Origin of the sequence: Corynebacterium provencense, assembly GCA_900049755.1 — a bacterium.
In the GTDB taxonomy this organism is placed as follows: Bacteria; Actinomycetota; Actinomycetes; order Mycobacteriales; family Mycobacteriaceae; genus Corynebacterium; species Corynebacterium neomassiliense.
On sequence record LT160592.1, the window covers coordinates 729,790 to 744,522 of the forward strand.

The following is a 14,733-nucleotide window of genomic DNA, read 5'->3' on the forward strand; positions in this document are numbered from 1 at the left end:
TCAGGCCTCCTCTGCGGTCAGGCCGAGGGCGGTTGCGCGCTGCGCGGCAAGATCCTGCAGGTGATCGAGCTGACCGGCGGTGAGTCCCTGGTTCGCTGCCCAGTTCAGGATCTTGTCCAGGGTCTCAGCATCACCGGCCGCTTCGATCCCCTCAGCGGCCTTGACCTGCGGATCATCCTGCACCGGCTCGGGCTTCTTCTTCGCCCGGTCCAGAGCCGAGCGGCCCTTCCTCGGCCGGTCCACCCGCTCCGCCGTCGCACGGACTGGGAGGGGTTCCAGCTCGAGGTCTTCGGCCGAGTATCGGATGCCGAGGAGGACGTCGGGGGCGATCTTGCGGGACACTTCGGACGCGGCCTTGGCGTACAGCATGCCCTGTGGGTCAGTCGTGTACTTCTTGTTGGACGTGTAGCCGGCCTTCGTGGCGCGGGCAATGTCCCACGTGGCTTCCTCGACCTCACCCCGGGGGCTGGTAGCGCGGACGGTGACCGACTCGTCGGAGGTGTCGACGGTCTCGAAGCGGTAGCCGCGGGCCTTGAGCAGGCCGACCATGGTGCGGGCATAGATGCTGGGCTGCCCGTGGACAACGAAGACCTGCTGTAGTGCCTGCTGGGGCTTCAGCCCCACTTCCGCTCCGTAAAGGATCGCGGCTGCCCCGTCGTCGGGTTTGCCACGGTAGGCCTGCGGGACCATGCCGGTCGAGCAGAGGACTGTGGCGATCTTGTGGGCTGCTCCGAGAGCCTCAGCCTGCTTCTGCAGCAGGGCGAGACCGTCGTCGGTGACGTCTGGGGTGACGATCTCTGCCTCATGGGCCTGGGTGGTGAGTTCTGTGCTGGTCATGCTGGTGTCCTTTCAGAAAGGGGCGATCTGGCTGTTGACGGTGTGGGCAGCTTGCCCGACGAGTTCGAGGGCCTCCTTCTTCCGGCCTGCACGGAGGTGGCCGAGGGCTTGTGCGAGGAGGTGCGAGAGGCTGCGCATCGTGTCGATGTGGTCGTGGTATTCCTCGGAGCTTCGCTTCTGGACCCGGTCTCGCTCTTCCTCCAGGTCGTAGTGCTCCTTGACTCGCACGAGGTCCACGTCGCGCATGGAGTCGAGCTGTGACTCGGCGGTCAGCGCGATGCCGTTGATCGTTTCTAGGAGGCGGGCGTAGTCGCGCCGCGCCTGGAAGTACTTCGCTTTCCAGCCGTAGGGGTCGTTGGTCATGACCAGTAGCTCCTTTTGAATGTGAATGAGGGTGCGGCGGTGGCCGCTTGGTAGAGGTCCGGGTACTCAGCCTTGAGACGTTTCGTGTCGAGGGTGGGTTTCTCGACGGTGCACGCGGCGACGGCCGCTTTCGCCTCGTCCGTGTGCGGTAGGCGGGTCTTCGCGAACCGTCCGGCCGACCGGGTCGCAACCACCGACCCCTCGAACACCGCTTTCCCCGCGTCCCCCATGGCGTGCATGATCCGGTTCTCTATACGCTGGCGGAACGCGGTGGCCCTCTGCTCGTGGCGGACAGCCTGCATCCACTTCCGCATCGTCTCCTCAGACACCTCCATCCGACTCTTCGCGTTCGGGCTGGGATGCATGGTGGCGAGGATGTCCTTGGCGTGCTCGGAGCCGCCCATGTCCGGCGGCGTACCGTCCTGCAGGAGGTCCCAGAAGTGTGTGGCGTCCTCGACGATCGCTTCGTACAGGTCCGGGTCCCATTCGATCTGCTCGATGCGTGCCTCACCCCAGGTGGGCATGAGGATGATCCACGCGTCACGCCACCCGGTGACACCCATCTGGAACATGACCTGGGCTTTCCACTTGTCGTGGACTCCGTCGTCTTTGCGGGGCGCTTTGACCTCCACGATGCCGCGGCGTGAACCGCGTCCGACGCGGATGTCGAGGGTGACCTGGTTCGGGAATGGGAGGTCAGGGTCGGTGTAGGCGACTTCGCCTTCGGTGGCCCACCATTCGGGGTGTTGTCGCTTCCATTTCGCCCTGCCGGAGGGTTCCATGTCGTGTCCGTTGTCGAACATGGCCTGCGTGTCGTCGTCGAGGGCGGGTGGTTCCCATAGCCCTGCCATCTCGTGCCACAGGGTGAACGCATCTTCGTAGCCGAGTCCCAGGTACTCCCCTGATTCCCGGTCTCGAATCATCGCCGGCACTTTCGAGGCGGTGATCATCCTCCGGTGTTCCGCGGATCCGGGGGCAGCCATCTCATGCTTGGCGAGCTGTCTACTCATTCTGTCTCCTTGATGAGGGTGATGCCGGTTTCGGTGGGTGCCCATCCGGGTCGGCGGGGTGCGCCGGTCCAGCGGATGAACCCGGCGGCTTGCAGGAGGCCGGCGGTGGGGTCGATGCGGGTGTGCGCGTCTGATTCGGGGTCGATGTGGTGGCGGACCAGGACCGCAAGATCCCGGCGCGACGTCGGGAGGTTCATCGGGTTTCCTGTCGGATGAATGCGGTGAGGCTGACAGTGGTGATGGCGGCGGTGATTGTGGCTCCGGCCGGGCCTGCCAGGTGTCCTCCGATCACGCCGGCGACGGCGACCAGGGCGATTGCGGCGAAGACGGCGAGGATGAGGCCGACCGCGTCGAACGCGGTGCCCGGCGCGGGCTCACCGTGGGTGGGGCCGAGGCAGTCCACCGGTGTCGGCGGACGACGATGACGACCAGCAGGGTGGTCGACCATGGACTTCATGAGCTGTTCTTCCGGGGTCACGCCGCTGTCTCCGTTTCTCCTCGGACCCACCGGTCGACGGCGGCGCGGGACCAGGTCCAGGTCTCGCGGATGTGCAGGGGGCGGAGGGACAGGGCCCCGGGGTCGCCGGTCTTGGCACCTTTTCGCAGTGTGGTTTCGCTGATGCCGGTGAGAGCTGCTGTTTCGGCGGTGGTGTAGTAGGTGCGGTCGGGCGGTATGGTCTTGGTCATGGCCTTTCCTTTCGTGGTGGGTCAGTGACGCCGCCCCGTGGCTTGCAGGCATCGGGGGCGGCGTTGCCTATGTGGTTTGATTCGTTGCGTGGATACTTCTGATGTGATCTCGTTGGTCGGTGTCGTGGTCGCCGTCGTCGCTGCAGGCGTTGCGGCGTGGCAAGCCTGGGAGGCGAGAAAGGCGCGCACGGAATCACACGACTCTGCGGCAGCCGCAGAAGAGTCAGCGCGGATCGCGGCGGCAGCGCAAACGAAGCTCGCAGAGATCGAAGAGGGGCGAGCGGCGCAACAGCGTCGGCTAGTCGATGTTGACTGGTTGCGAGGAAGCGCCTACATCATCACTAACCGAACCGGGGAAACAGTGACGTCGGTGACCGTTGAAGGCTCTGGCGACCATCCTGCTTCGGTACTCCGGGGTGGGTCTTGGGACAAGATCCGGGACCAGGACAGTGAGAGGTTCATGGGTAGGGCCGGTCAAGTCACGATCAGTTGGACTGACGCCAAGGGGGACAAACAGAATCGTGTCCAACAAATCAGAGCTGGCAACCAGTAGTCAGTGGTGATTGCACCACCAGGCAAACACTGCGCATCCGACACAGAACAGTGCAGCGATGATGGTGATGATCAGGACAATGGTCTGCACTGATATCTCCTTTCGGTTGATTGCGAGTTGGTGTGGAGGCGGCAGCGGCAGTCTCTCCGTGTTCGAAGCGGGTCATGGACTGTGCTTGCGACGGCACCATGAGCGTTGCTCAGTCGTCCCGCCCCCGAGGGGTCATCTGGACCCCGGTACTCATGGCGGGAGTCGAACCCGCATCCACCGTCTTTTGAGGACGGCGGCTCTGCCAGTTGGCCTACATGAGCAAGGGTCTGGATACCCCGGTCAGTCGTTCCCTCCACGCCGCTGCTAAGCACGACACGTGGGTGTGGGTGGGTCATGGCGCGTCTACACACCAGCGCTCGCCACCCGTATCTCCCCGACCGGGTTCCAGGATTCAGTTCTCAAACATCGAGGTCAGCCGGCATTCCGGTGACCGTGCGCACCCGCTCCCCCACGACAGGGATGGCAGACTCATCTGCGGCGGTGCGGCCCCTCCGCTCTTCCCCAGCAGAGGGACAAAAGGGGGTTAGACGGTGGCCATGTCCCGGGCGAGGGGCACACCACGCTTGCGGAGGAGGCGGAGGTGGTACTGCACGGACTGGTAGGTTCTGCCGAGCGCGAGGGCGTCGTCCACGACACGGTCTGTGCTGGTGGCGAGGTACCGGTCCTCCGCCTCGGACCACCGGCCGGACCTGGTCGCGTACTTCCGGGTGATCTCCTGCCGCCGGTCACGGTGGAGGTCCCCGAGCAAGGCTTTTCTCTCGCGGTCGTAGGCGCGTTTTTCTTCCCGGTGAGCCTCGTCGTAGGCGCGGTCGTAGGCGTTCCGTTCTTCCCTGTGAGCCTCGTAGTAGGCGCGCTTCTTGGCGAGCCGTTCTTCCCGGTGCGCCTCCCAGTAGGCGCGGCCGTAGGCGCGTGTGCATTCCTTGCACCACGGGTACAGCCCGTCACGCTTGGACCTGCTCCGGTGGAACCCGGTCGCGCTCTTCGTCTCCCCGCACTTCGTGCAACGCTTCGTGTCGGTCATGCTGCCCACGTCCTCGACGACAAGACCTGGACCACACACGCCCGCACGTACTCCGACAGGGACGCATCCGACTCCGCAGCAGCAGCGCGCAAAGCCTCGTACTCCCCTGCCTGCAAGGTCGTGGCGACGGTACGGGGTGCCCCGGCGGCGGGCCTGGTCTTCGGCTTCGACCGGGTGACGAACGCCGCATCGTGGGCGTCCATGCCCCGATTCCAGGCGAGTTGCAGGGCGGTGACCTCCCGCACCCCGGCGCCGGCGACAGCACGGGCAGCGTCAGCCGGGGTCGCGTCATCCTCGAACATTGCGAAGATCACGACCGCGCGGAGCTCCTTGCTGAGCTTCACGTCGGACAGGCGATCCTCCCAGCACGCCGCGAACGACTCGTACCCGAGTGGCTCCCACGCCCTGGTGGCGATGATCTGACGAATACTGTCCTCCACGGCCAGCAGGTTCTCCCGCAGGCCATCCCACAGGGCCTGTGCCTGTGACTCAGTCAGCGCGCTCATGCCAGCACCTCCCCGAAGTAGGTGGACCAGACCTCATCCATCAGTGGACGATCTGCCTCGGTGTAACCGTTGACGTGCCTCACCTGCCCGTTCGACAAGTTCAGCGGGTACTTCTCCGGCTCCCTACCGTGACGGTCGATGTACGCCTTCTTGAGCCTCTTGCCGAACACCCCGGCCTTCGCCTTACGCTGCCTGTCCGACAGGCCCTTCTCCGCGAGGTAGTCCTGCGCGTACAGCGGGCGGGTCGCAGGCTCCAACTCCGGGGTCTCACCGAGTCCACGGGCCAGGACGATGCGCGCTTTCGCCTCCAGGTGATCTTCGTGGATCAGTCCGCGTGCGGCCTGGCACAGCTCCATCTGCATCTGTGCCTGACGCAGCAGGGCGTTGATCTGGTGCTCATCGGCACGCGGGTTGATCGCACCACCGGAGTGGAAGTACTTGTCGAGAGCATCGGCAGCCTCAGCCTGGTACGCCTCCAGTGCTTCACGGTGCTCCGGGGCGACACGGCCGGCATCAATCGTGGCGAGCCACATCGTCAGAGTGCGGCGATCCACAAGGTGCATCTCGCGCTCCTTGCCGTCATCGGCAACCAGGGTCATCATGACCTCGGTTGCCCACGACTTCGCGTGAAGCTTCCGACGCTGACTCTTCGGATCAATCCCGAGAGACTTGCAGATGTGGGTGACGCTCGCCCACTCCTTGCCGTCCTGCTGGACAGCCATGATCGGGGCGGCACCGGGTACCGAGACTGGGACAAGGTTGGTAGGATTCTTGGCGTTGGCTCCGGGATGCATCCGGGGCCTCCTTTCATGTGTTGGGTGGGGGTCAGGCGGCGGCGGGCTGTTCGGCGGCCGACATGGAGACGAGGAGCCGCTCAGGTCGGGCGCCGATCTTCACCAGCGCCTCCATCACGTCCCAGGACGCCCGACGAGTGCTCGCCGTCTTTGCCCACGTCTTCCGCGTGATGTGGGTCAGGTCCTCCATGGCCGTCCATGAATCGATGCGGTTCATCCGCTTAACCCGGTCGATCTCGTCAAGAGAGAGTAGAAGCATTCCCTTTTTCACCTCCGTTTGCTGGGCTGCTGTCCCGAACACTACTCACTTTCCGGGAAGTTGCAACCCTGTGGTTACACATCGAGGGACCCCTCTTCCCAAAAGTGCACGTAGCTCCCCACTTGCTGAGTAGATAGTTACCCGCTAAGGTGTTCCGCATGGACACCAAGAAGTGGTTCGCAGAGACCTCCCACCGACGCATCACCGACGACGTGATCGCCGAGCTCCTCAACGTCACCCGCAAGACCGCCAACAAGCGCGTCAACGATGGACTGTCGATGGACGACCTGGTGACCATCTCGAGAGGCCTGGACATCAACCCCGTCCAGGCACTCGTAGAGCTCGGGCACCTCGAGTACGACGAGGTCGAGCAGTTCCTCGACTCGGACGGTCAACTGGTGGCAACAGCAACCCCCGGCCAGCTCTCCCTCGAACTCGCGCGACAGCTCAACCCCGCGACATTCGCCCCAGAGCTCGACATGCTCGCTGAGCGCCGGGCGAAGAAATCGCACGACCGGGTGCCCCCACGTCCGGACGGTGAGGACAATGGTCTTCCCCTCGGCTCTGTCGCCTACAGCGGCGAAGACGAGGACGCCCGAAAGGACCAGGAGGAACGTGACTTCGACTAACGCCACCGGGTTCACCACACTCGCGGTGATCGCCGACTTCCTCGGCGTCACCCTCACCCACCACGACGACGGCCCACCCGGCTACTACACCCATCACAGGCGCACCATCAGCACACGTCGTAATCTGAGCGTCGGCATGTACCGCTCAGTCCTCGCACATGAGCTAGGGCACGCCGCCTACCAGGACACCACCACAACCCCCGGAATCTTCACCCTGAAACAGGAACGCCGCGCTGACCGATTCGCATTAAGGCTCCTCTTCACCGATGAAGAGTTCGCCGAAGCTTACACGTGGTGCGGGCCCTGTATCCCAGCACTCGCAGACGAGCTCGAATGCTCACAGCACCACATTCGTCTGTACATGACACTCAAGAAGGACACCCCATGACCGACCAGAACCCCTACGGCCAGCAGCCCCAGCAGCCCGGACAGCCGTACCCCGCACAGTCGTACCAGCAGCCCGAACCCCCCAAGAAGAAGCCCTTCTACAAGCGCGTGTGGTTCATCATCCTGGCGATCATCGTCGTCATCATCATCATCGCCGGAGTAGCCGGCGGCGGTGACGACAAGAAAGACACCGCCTCGGCGAACAGCACAGCCGCCGCCGCACCGGAGGCGCAGCCCGGCACCGAGTCCGGAGACCAGTCGGGAGCACAGCCCGGCACCGAGTCCGACGGCAACGTGATGCAGCTCGTCCTCGAATCCGACGGTGCCCCGATCAACGCTAGCTGGCTGCAGAACGGGAACACCGCCCAGGAGCAGGGTGTGGCATCCGGGTGGACCAAGGACATTCCCGCCGACACGAAGTGGGATGCCCTCATGAACAACGTGACCGGGCAGCTCGACGGGGCGGGCACCCTGACCTGCCGCATCCTGTGGAACGGTGAGGTCATCACCGAATCCACCTCCACGGGCGACTACGCGGTCGTGACCTGCACGCCCGACATGGACAAGATGTGAGGAAACCCCCGGCCGCAGCACCAGCGACCGGGGGCGGACTACCCACAGACAGCGCGGTCCCGACCCCGCGCATCGCCGGGTGAAAGGACAAAGCCCCGGCGACACGTCACACGCTACGAGCACCGGTGCCACCCGCACCGCTCAGCGACAGTGAAAACCCCCACCACCGGGCAGGGTGATGAGGGCCAGAATGTCCGAACGCATCAGACGAAAGAGAGCATACCGTGAGCATCCAGCGACGGCCGAAGAAGGGCGACCCACTCCCCGACGGGTGGAAGAAACCGAAGTGGGTGGTCCGCTACCGGGACCCCTCCGGCAAGGAGCACTCCAAGACCTTCACGACCGAGAAAGCCGCGAAGGACTTCGACAAGGACCAGGGCGTGAAACTTGCCCGCGGCACCTGGATCGACCCCGCCGACGAGAAAACAACCCTCGCGCAGCTGGTCGACGAGTGGGTAGCGCAGGCACGCAACGACGGCACCCGCGGTGTCCGCGAGGGATTCAGGGCGAACCTGGGCGACTTGGCGGACATGCCCGTCGGCCAGATCCGGTCGAGCCACATCAAGAAGTGGGCGACCGACCTGTACCGCGGACGCCCGTGGAAGGGAGGCCGCCCCCTGGCTGATACGACCACGGGACAGCACATTTCCCGGATGAAGGGGATATTCGACCGTGCGGTGGAGGATGGTCTGATCTCGAGGTCCCCGGTGCCGTCGACGCTGAAGTCGTCGATCCTGCAGGACCGTGAGGTCCAGGAGCGTGAGGTGCCGACCTTCGATCAGGTCAAAGCCATGTGCCGGGCAGCGGAGGCAGGCGGGGAGTTCGCGAACGGGCGCGTGAAGAAGGTTGCCGGCCGGTCGAAGCTCCGTCCTGCTCCGTGGCTGGCGATGGCGATACGACTTGGTGTGGACACTGGTCTGCGTGTCGGGGAGCTGTCGGGCCTGCAGTGGCGTGATGTGGATCTGGAGGGGCGCAGGATCCACGTCGAGCGGCAGTGCATCAAGAAGCTGCAGGTCTACAGCGGGCTGAAGACGAAGCGGTCTCGGAGGGTCGTGCCACTGTCGCGGGCGATGGCACGAGAGCTCGAGCAGTGGCGTGTGGGCCGTGGCCCTGAGGATCCGGTGGTGCCGGGGATTGGTGGGCGTGGGACGTCTTCGATCCAGCTGTCTCAGGTGATGCGTGTGCTGGGGGCGGTTGTGGGCCTGGATGACAGGTTGTGGCGGTTCCATGGGCTGAGGCATCTGTACGCCTCGTCGATGCTGCAGTCCGGTGAACCGATCACGACGGTGGCGGCGTTGATTGGTGACAGTGTGCCGACGACGTCGCGGGTGTATGCGCATTGGCTTCGTGGGGCTCAGGATGCGGCGAGGGCGTCGGTGGAATCTCTTGCGGGATCGGTGCGGGATGGGTCGCCTGTGCTGAGGGTGGTTGATGGGGGTCGTGGCAGGTCAGTCGGCTAGTCGTGGTGTTTCTTGGCGAAGTTGTACTGGATCATTGATTGACTCCCCGTGTCTGCTGCTGTTGTTGACGACTTCCGGACGATCTCACCGGAATGCGGCGGTGTTGTCGTCCTCGACCTGCTGGAATGCCCGCGCGTTGGAGCGGATGTTCTCGGAAATGCTCACCAACGCGCTCCTCAGTTCCCGGGCAGAGTCATTCCACCTCACCATGAGGTTCGCGAACGCCGCCTGTGCCTCTCCTTTCCATACTCCCCGGAGAGAGTCGACCACCCCCTGAAGCCGGTTCAGCTCTGCGTGCACCTGCTCATTGACGTTGTCCACCTTGCCTGCAGTGGAGTGCATTACGTCAGTTGTTGTCCTGAAGCTCACGGATTCCCCCTGGATAGTTGTTCCGGATCTGCCGGGGAGGTCACAGTTTCACGACGTCCCTGCCCCGCAGCGGCCCCTGGTCGGGACCGTCCCTGCAGTTAGACTCCGCCGGTGCCCGCCAGGTTCATTCCTGTCCGGTGTCGCCTGCCCCGGGGGCACCCGCCCCGGTGATCAGCTCCTGTTCGTCACTGCACAGACCGGGCAACGCGCGGTAGGAGGTCCGTATATGCTCGCGGGCGAGTTCCGCCGCCTGCTCGCCGTTTCCGGCGGCTACCGCCTCGAGCAGTGACCTGTGCTGTTCCTGGAGCAGATCCCGCAGACCGTCCCAGTCCAGGTGGGCACGGTAGCCTTCCAGCAGAGGCGCTCTCAGGGACTCGCGTATCGCCTGTGTCATGTCTGCGAAAAGCCTGTTCCCTCCTCCTCGCGCCAGTGCGACATGGAAGCGGGTGTCGGCGTCCCCGAACTCCTCCCTGCCGATGTCCTGTCGGTCCATGACGGCCAGCTCCTCCCCCATACGGTGCAGCACTTCCGGATCACCCCGGCGCGCCGCCATTGCGGCACTCTCGACCTCCAGGATCAGTCTGGTCTGGACCACTTCCTCCAGCGCGAAATTGTTGAGCGCCACATGCAGTTTCAGGAAGCGGCTCAGTGCGACAGTCGGTGTGGCGGCGATGAATGTACCGGCCCGGGTCCCGGAACCTACATGGGATTCGAGAACTCCGTGGCTTTCCAGGACCCGGATGGCTTCACGGGCGGCGGCCCTGCTGACCCCGAGTTGTTCGGCGAGCTGGCGTTCAGGTGGCAGTGCGTCTCCGACCCCCAGTTCGCCTGACAGTATGCGGTTCTCGATCGCCTCGACCACCAGCGAATGAGTGCTGGTCCGAGGCGCGGAGCGCTCTGGGTCGGAGTGTTCATTCATGGCTCCGGTTCTACCACCCGATGACCGTTGCTCCGGATCCGACGCGTCCCCCCGTCCTCACCCCACCCTCACGGTGGCCGTGAAACGGTCGCAGACCGCAGTACGGTCTGCGGTGACATCACCGGACGCCGGACGGTACTGACATCCCACTGAGACCTGGTGGCCGTCGATCAGTCTCACCTGCCAGCGGGTCACCGACCGGCTGGTCGACTCCTCGTAGTCGACCGGTGACCGTGAGAGCACGCGAACTCCCGGCACTTTCTCAAGCGCTGTGAGCATCCGGGCGTCCAGCTGGTCCTGGGTACCCACCGGTGCCGGTTTAGCGGCCACGAGGATCCTCATGTCCGGGTCCTCCGACATCCAAATCTCCCGGTTCCTCGTGGCCTCACTGATGGTCCAACCTTCCAGTCCCACGGTGACAGGCACATCTGCGCGGGACACCCGGGGGTCGTCTCCGTGACTGCCGTGCCGGACGGGGTCATTCCATTCCCCGGGCGTGACACTTTCAGCAGACGCAGATGTCGGGGCCAGTCCTTCCCCGTCCCCCCGGGGTTGTTCTCCCACTGTCGTGGAACCGACCGTTCCCGCCGGCGGCCATGTTGATCCTGCCTGTGTCTGCACACCGTCCGGTAGCGCACGGTCACCGCTGGTGGCCTGTCCGCCTGTCGCTGACACCACGCCGAAGACGCAGAGGACCAGGACCACCAGTCCTGTCATCACAGCGGCCACTGTCCGCACACGGTGTCCGGCACTCCCGTCGTCGACGCTGACATCCGGGTCTGACGGTCTGGACAGGTAAGCCGGGCGGACGTGTGCGGTGTCCCGGTCGGCGGACCTGCTGCCGGAGCGCGATCCATCGGAGACGGAGGCCTCGATTTCCTCGAGTTCGGCGCGTGCCATCGCCAGGTCCGCGGCGATTTTCACGGCGTCGGTGGGGTCCACGACCCTGGCGCGCAACCCGACCGATCTCAGGTAGGACGCCGTGACCGCTGCCTCATCTCCGACGACGATGATGTCGGTGTGGGGTTCTCCCACTCCCCAGGGGAACCTGGTCCGTGGGACAAGTGGGTTGGGACTGGTCAACTCGGGGTCGGCGGCGCGGGCCGTGAGAACCTCCGACACCAGTTCCCGCACCGCCTCCAGCCGGGTCAGCGCTATACCGGTTCTCCTCCATTCCGGTGAGTCACGAGGCACAGCACCGGCGCTGACGGCCGTGCCGTCGATGTCACCACTGACGGCCGTGCCGTCGATGTCACCACTGACGGCCGTGCCGTCGATGTCACCACTGACGGTGAATCCGCTGAGCAGGTCAGTCACGGCCGATCCGTTGACCAGGATCCCTGATTCCACCAGTGCCAGTGCCCGGAAGACTGTCCCGGTCTGCGACCCTGTGGCTCCGGACGGACACTGTTCAGACATGCTCGTCCTTCCCTTCTGTTTCCGGTTCCTGTTCCGACCGCCGGTCCGCTGAACTCCGGTCTGCCCCGGGGATGTCGCCCGTTCCGGTGACGGCGATCTGCAGCTCCTCCACCGTGTTCTGTACGAGGAGTCCGCGTCCCGGTGGCCGGGGACACAGGGCCTGTCCTGCGACTGGCCCGTCCTCTCGCGGCGCGGACAACAGGATCCAGGCTGTACTGTCGCGGATGCCCTGGAACAGGGGTGTGTAGGTGCTGCGGCCCAGCACAGCGCTCCGTCTGGCGGTGACCAGATGCAGGCCGATGTCTGCGGCGTACGGGAGCAACGGGACGACTGTTTCCAGCGCCGCGGCCAGCTCCGTGGAGTGGTCCAGGTCGTCGACGACGACAATGTAGTCGGGTCCGGACCACCAGCTCCGGTTTCTCAGGGACTCCGGACTCAGCTCGGTGACGTCGCCGGGAATCCTTGCGGTGAGGACGGCCGTCACCTGCTCCAGTTCAGTGACGAAGCCCACCGGGGACCGGTATCCGGGAAGGCCTAGGAGTCCTCTTCGAACGTCGGTCACCAGCAGCTCAACCTGGTCGGAGCGGTGAAGGTTCCGGGTTGCAAGATCGGTGACCACAGTGCGCAGGGCGGTCGTCGCCCCGGAACCTGATCTCCCCGCCACAGTCAGATGAGGCAGGGTCCGCAGATCCCAGTACACCGGTCCCAGGTCGGCGCCTCCGAGCCCGAGGAGAACCCCGTCCGTACGCCTGTCATCACCGTGTCCGTCTCCCCGTCTCTCCACCGCTTCCGCAGTTTCCACCGCCTCCGAAGCCTCTGCCACCACGGCACGGTAGGTGACTGACGCCGGCAGTACCCGCATGGTTCTGACGGTGTCCCCACGGGCCGCGCTGACGCGGCGGGCGTGTTCCACGGCTTCAGCGTCCGACCACGCCATCTGTACCTGATGTCCGGTCCAGGACACACCCCTGCCCGGGGCATCCGGAAGACTGCGTTGGATGTCCCTGTGGTTGGACTCTCCCGGAGGCAACCGAAGTTCCAGCTGCCCGACGAGCAGGTCACGCAGACTGGGCCGGAAGGTCCACCGCAGTGCGGTGACGACGACATGGACCCCTCTCTCCAGACCCCCTGCGACGAGTGCGGAAAGCCGCCTGTCTGCCTCCCCGAGAGCGTCGACCCCGTCCACCAGCAGTATCCGGTGGGTGACCCCTTCCGGAGGATCCTGCTCAAGCTCATCGAACATTCTGTCGACCAGATCAACCCCGACAACCGCAGCAACTTGCGGCAACCGGGCCAGACCGGCCAGTGAACCACCCGGGTCGAAGACGTAGACGACCACTCCCGGGTTGCCGAGGACGAGACCGACAGTCAACGTCCGCAGCACGGTTGTTTTCCCGGTCCCCGGTGATCCGACGACCGCCCAGTGGCGTCGTCGCAGGTCAACTTCACAGGGTTTCTGCACACCGTCGAAGGGAAGGTCTTCCAGACCGACAGGTACCGGTCGGAGATCCGGGCCCGTACCGTCGGTTCCGGTACCCCAGGTTCGGTTTTCTCCGAGCAGCAGACTGGCCGGCAGGTCGACAGGCAACGGTTCCAGCCAGATCGGGTTGAGGTTGGGCCCCGCGAGACGGTCGATGACCAGTTCCATCACCGTTCCCGTCGATTCCTGCCCGGCCCCCAGCTCTCTGACCGGTCCCCGGTCCGCCGGAGTCTGCGGCCCGGACACATAGGCGGATCTGAAGCGTATCTGACCTGCTCCTCCCGCCGATTCGGCGAGAATCGCCTCCCCCGGGGAGGCGGGAAGCTCATAGGCTGCCGGTGAACCGATGAGAGCCCGTGACTCCGCCGCCGAGAAGGTCCGCAACGCCACCCGGTAGCTCAGGTGCGACTCCAGACCACGTAGCCTGCCTTCCTCCAGGCGTTGGCTGGCGAGGAGGAGGTGGAGGCCGAGGGAGCGTCCCAGTCTGCCGATCGCCGCGAACACCTCGGCGAACTCTGGTCTTGTAATCAGGAGTTCGGAGAATTCGTCGACCACGACCAGCAGCGACGGCATCTCCCCGGGGCTGGTGCCGTTGAAGTCCGTGGCCGTGGTCATTCCCGCCGCCCGGAGCTTCTCCTGCCGCCGGTGCATCTCGCCGAGCAGGGCGTCCTTCATCCGGTCGACGAGCAACGCCTCCTCCGAAAGGTTGGTGATCACCGCTGATGTGTGGGGCAGACGCTCCATTCCGGAGAATGCTGCCCCTCCCTTGAAGTCGACGAGCACGAAGTTCAGTTCGCTCGGCGGATGATGGTGCGCGAAGCTGGTGACCACGGACCGGAGGAACTCGGATTTAAACGAACATGGGTTGTTGGTACCACTTGGGGGGGCAAATCAGCACTGCACGGGGGATCAGGGGGATGTTTTCACTCAAAACGTAGAAATCCGGAAAAACGTATTACTGGGGATGCAACAACTATCAGTGCGATATTGGGCCTCTACCCACTAATGTGTTTTTCCGAAAATTCATAGAGGGGCCGAAAATGGCCCCCGATCCCCCTAACGCCCCCATGCCGCAAGCACCGGCACCGCCTATCAGCACTACCTATTGACGCTGGGCGCTGCATGTTGGTAATGTTGTCGCTAGCACTTCGGTGACGGTATGCGAGTCGCTGGAGCGGGGATAACCCCGAGGGTGGATGGGAGCAATGAGATCTCCTACCACGGTGTAGCACACCGAACGGGTAGCACCGGTAATCCTCCGACGAGAATGAAAACATTGCGTAAGTCCTGGAGCGGCACGCCAGGCAGTGAAAGAGGCCAGGTAGGGAGTTAGCGCTCCTGTAAAGCGATGGCGGGGTCTCCCCCCGCTGGCGAGCTGCGCACGGTTCTTCAGGCCGCCTGGGTGACAAGCCGGGA

The 14,733-nt window shown here is 64.6% G+C and carries 18 protein-coding genes and 1 tRNA gene; 4 read left to right on the forward strand and 15 right to left on the reverse strand.

The genetic code is table 11. The features are described from left to right. From BN3906_RS03310 to BN3906_RS03365, 11 genes are all read right to left on the reverse strand, one after another. Positions 1 to 837, reverse strand: coding sequence for a hypothetical protein (locus BN3906_RS03310; RefSeq protein WP_066584046.1), 837 nt, complete (start codon positions 835 to 837; stop codon positions 1 to 3). A 12-nt stretch (positions 838 to 849) separates the two neighbouring features. Next, a complete protein-coding gene (locus tag BN3906_RS03315; RefSeq protein ID WP_066584047.1) occupies positions 850 to 1,200 on the reverse strand; it encodes a hypothetical protein in 351 nt (116 codons plus the stop codon). Beyond that, the gene (locus BN3906_RS03320) at positions 1,197 to 2,210 is read right to left on the reverse strand and encodes a hypothetical protein (protein ID WP_066584048.1); all 1,014 of its coding nucleotides are present in this window, start codon (positions 2,208 to 2,210) and stop codon (positions 1,197 to 1,199) included. Before BN3906_RS03320 ends, BN3906_RS03315 begins: the two co-directional genes overlap by 4 nt. Then, positions 2,207 to 2,407, reverse strand: coding sequence for a hypothetical protein (locus tag BN3906_RS03325; RefSeq protein ID WP_066584049.1), 201 nt, complete (start codon positions 2,405 to 2,407; stop codon positions 2,207 to 2,209). Before BN3906_RS03325 ends, BN3906_RS03320 begins: the two co-directional genes overlap by 4 nt. Next, complete coding sequence (locus BN3906_RS03330) at positions 2,404 to 2,688, reverse strand: hypothetical protein (RefSeq protein WP_066584051.1); 285 nt, start codon at positions 2,686 to 2,688, stop codon at positions 2,404 to 2,406. The genes BN3906_RS03325 and BN3906_RS03330 overlap by 4 nt, the downstream gene beginning before the upstream one ends. Further along, positions 2,685 to 2,897, reverse strand: a complete 213-nt coding sequence (locus tag BN3906_RS03335) for a helix-turn-helix domain-containing protein (RefSeq protein WP_066584054.1) — start codon at positions 2,895 to 2,897, stop codon at positions 2,685 to 2,687. The genes BN3906_RS03330 and BN3906_RS03335 overlap by 4 nt, the downstream gene beginning before the upstream one ends. Positions 2,898 to 3,687: 790 nt before the next feature. Beyond that, positions 3,688 to 3,761 (reverse strand) — tRNA-Leu (locus tag BN3906_RS03345). 263 nt (positions 3,762 to 4,024) lie between these two features. Further along, the gene (locus BN3906_RS03350; RefSeq protein ID WP_066584058.1) at positions 4,025 to 4,522 is read right to left on the reverse strand and encodes a hypothetical protein; all 498 of its coding nucleotides are present in this window, start codon (positions 4,520 to 4,522) and stop codon (positions 4,025 to 4,027) included. Next, complete coding sequence (locus BN3906_RS03355) at positions 4,519 to 5,028, reverse strand: hypothetical protein (protein ID WP_066584060.1); 510 nt, start codon at positions 5,026 to 5,028, stop codon at positions 4,519 to 4,521. Before BN3906_RS03355 ends, BN3906_RS03350 begins: the two co-directional genes overlap by 4 nt. Next, positions 5,025 to 5,822 carry a phage antirepressor N-terminal domain-containing protein gene (locus tag BN3906_RS03360; RefSeq protein WP_078057070.1) on the reverse strand — a complete coding sequence of 266 codons (798 nt, stop codon included), beginning with the start codon at positions 5,820 to 5,822 and terminating at the stop codon, positions 5,025 to 5,027. The genes BN3906_RS03355 and BN3906_RS03360 overlap by 4 nt, the downstream gene beginning before the upstream one ends. A gap of 31 nt (positions 5,823 to 5,853) precedes the next feature. After that, complete coding sequence (locus BN3906_RS03365; RefSeq protein ID WP_066585978.1) at positions 5,854 to 6,081, reverse strand: hypothetical protein; 228 nt, start codon at positions 6,079 to 6,081, stop codon at positions 5,854 to 5,856. A gap of 158 nt (positions 6,082 to 6,239) precedes the next feature. On the opposite strand from BN3906_RS03365, the gene BN3906_RS03370 reads away from it, so the two are divergent. The 4 genes from BN3906_RS03370 (at position 6,240) to BN3906_RS03385 (ending at position 9,130) form a co-directional block, all read left to right on the forward strand. Next, a complete protein-coding gene (locus BN3906_RS03370; protein WP_066584061.1) occupies positions 6,240 to 6,710 on the forward strand; it encodes a hypothetical protein in 471 nt (156 codons plus the stop codon). Beyond that, on the forward strand, positions 6,697 to 7,098 hold the full coding sequence (locus BN3906_RS03375; RefSeq protein ID WP_066584071.1) for an ImmA/IrrE family metallo-endopeptidase: 402 nt from the start codon (positions 6,697 to 6,699) through the stop codon (positions 7,096 to 7,098). The genes BN3906_RS03370 and BN3906_RS03375 overlap by 14 nt, the downstream gene beginning before the upstream one ends. Further along, the gene (locus BN3906_RS03380; protein ID WP_066584078.1) at positions 7,095 to 7,670 is read left to right on the forward strand and encodes an MmpS family transport accessory protein; all 576 of its coding nucleotides are present in this window, start codon (positions 7,095 to 7,097) and stop codon (positions 7,668 to 7,670) included. The genes BN3906_RS03375 and BN3906_RS03380 overlap by 4 nt, the downstream gene beginning before the upstream one ends. 224 nt (positions 7,671 to 7,894) lie before the next feature. Further along, a complete protein-coding gene (locus tag BN3906_RS03385; protein ID WP_066584079.1) occupies positions 7,895 to 9,130 on the forward strand; it encodes a tyrosine-type recombinase/integrase in 1,236 nt (411 codons plus the stop codon). Between the two features lie 84 nt (positions 9,131 to 9,214). Here the strand turns inward: BN3906_RS03385 and BN3906_RS03390 are convergent, their stop codons facing one another. The 4 genes from BN3906_RS03390 to BN3906_RS03405 form a co-directional block, all read right to left on the reverse strand. Next, the gene (locus BN3906_RS03390; RefSeq protein ID WP_078057072.1) at positions 9,215 to 9,499 is read right to left on the reverse strand and encodes a WXG100 family type VII secretion target; all 285 of its coding nucleotides are present in this window, start codon (positions 9,497 to 9,499) and stop codon (positions 9,215 to 9,217) included. Positions 9,500 to 9,623: 124 nt separating this feature from the next. Further along, the gene (locus tag BN3906_RS03395) at positions 9,624 to 10,418 is read right to left on the reverse strand and encodes a FadR/GntR family transcriptional regulator (RefSeq protein ID WP_078057073.1); all 795 of its coding nucleotides are present in this window, start codon (positions 10,416 to 10,418) and stop codon (positions 9,624 to 9,626) included. A gap of 57 nt (positions 10,419 to 10,475) precedes the next feature. Next, positions 10,476 to 11,837, reverse strand: a complete 1,362-nt coding sequence (locus tag BN3906_RS03400) for a type VII secretion-associated protein (RefSeq protein ID WP_066584082.1) — start codon at positions 11,835 to 11,837, stop codon at positions 10,476 to 10,478. Beyond that, positions 11,830 to 14,148 carry an FtsK/SpoIIIE domain-containing protein gene (locus BN3906_RS03405; protein ID WP_066584086.1) on the reverse strand — a complete coding sequence of 773 codons (2,319 nt, stop codon included), beginning with the start codon at positions 14,146 to 14,148 and terminating at the stop codon, positions 11,830 to 11,832. The genes BN3906_RS03400 and BN3906_RS03405 overlap by 8 nt, the downstream gene beginning before the upstream one ends. Positions 14,149 to 14,733 lie beyond the last annotated feature (585 nt).

Excerpts from the sequence above, each read along its gene's own strand:
- BN3906_RS03325 (WP_066584049.1), bottom strand. The coding sequence starts at position 2,407 with ATGAACCTCCCGACGTCGCGCCGGGATCTTGCGGTCCTGGTCCGCCAC.
- BN3906_RS03310 (WP_066584046.1), bottom strand. The coding sequence starts at position 837 with ATGACCAGCACAGAACTCACCACCCAGGCCCATGAGGCAGAGATCGTC.
- BN3906_RS03400 (WP_066584082.1), bottom strand. The coding sequence starts at position 11,837 with ATGTCTGAACAGTGTCCGTCCGGAGCCACAGGGTCGCAGACCGGGACA.
- BN3906_RS03355 (WP_066584060.1), bottom strand. The coding sequence starts at position 5,028 with ATGAGCGCGCTGACTGAGTCACAGGCACAGGCCCTGTGGGATGGCCTG.
- BN3906_RS03365 (WP_066585978.1), bottom strand. The coding sequence starts at position 6,081 with ATGCTTCTACTCTCTCTTGACGAGATCGACCGGGTTAAGCGGATGAAC.
- BN3906_RS03380 (WP_066584078.1), top strand. The coding sequence starts at position 7,095 with ATGACCGACCAGAACCCCTACGGCCAGCAGCCCCAGCAGCCCGGACAG.
- BN3906_RS03360 (WP_078057070.1), bottom strand. The coding sequence starts at position 5,822 with ATGCATCCCGGAGCCAACGCCAAGAATCCTACCAACCTTGTCCCAGTC.
- BN3906_RS03395 (WP_078057073.1), bottom strand. The coding sequence starts at position 10,418 with ATGAATGAACACTCCGACCCAGAGCGCTCCGCGCCTCGGACCAGCACT.
- BN3906_RS03370 (WP_066584061.1), top strand. The coding sequence starts at position 6,240 with ATGGACACCAAGAAGTGGTTCGCAGAGACCTCCCACCGACGCATCACC.
- BN3906_RS03335 (WP_066584054.1), bottom strand. The coding sequence starts at position 2,897 with ATGACCAAGACCATACCGCCCGACCGCACCTACTACACCACCGCCGAA.
- BN3906_RS03320 (WP_066584048.1), bottom strand. The coding sequence starts at position 2,210 with ATGAGTAGACAGCTCGCCAAGCATGAGATGGCTGCCCCCGGATCCGCG.
- BN3906_RS03350 (WP_066584058.1), bottom strand. The coding sequence starts at position 4,522 with ATGACCGACACGAAGCGTTGCACGAAGTGCGGGGAGACGAAGAGCGCG.
- BN3906_RS03315 (WP_066584047.1), bottom strand. The coding sequence starts at position 1,200 with ATGACCAACGACCCCTACGGCTGGAAAGCGAAGTACTTCCAGGCGCGG.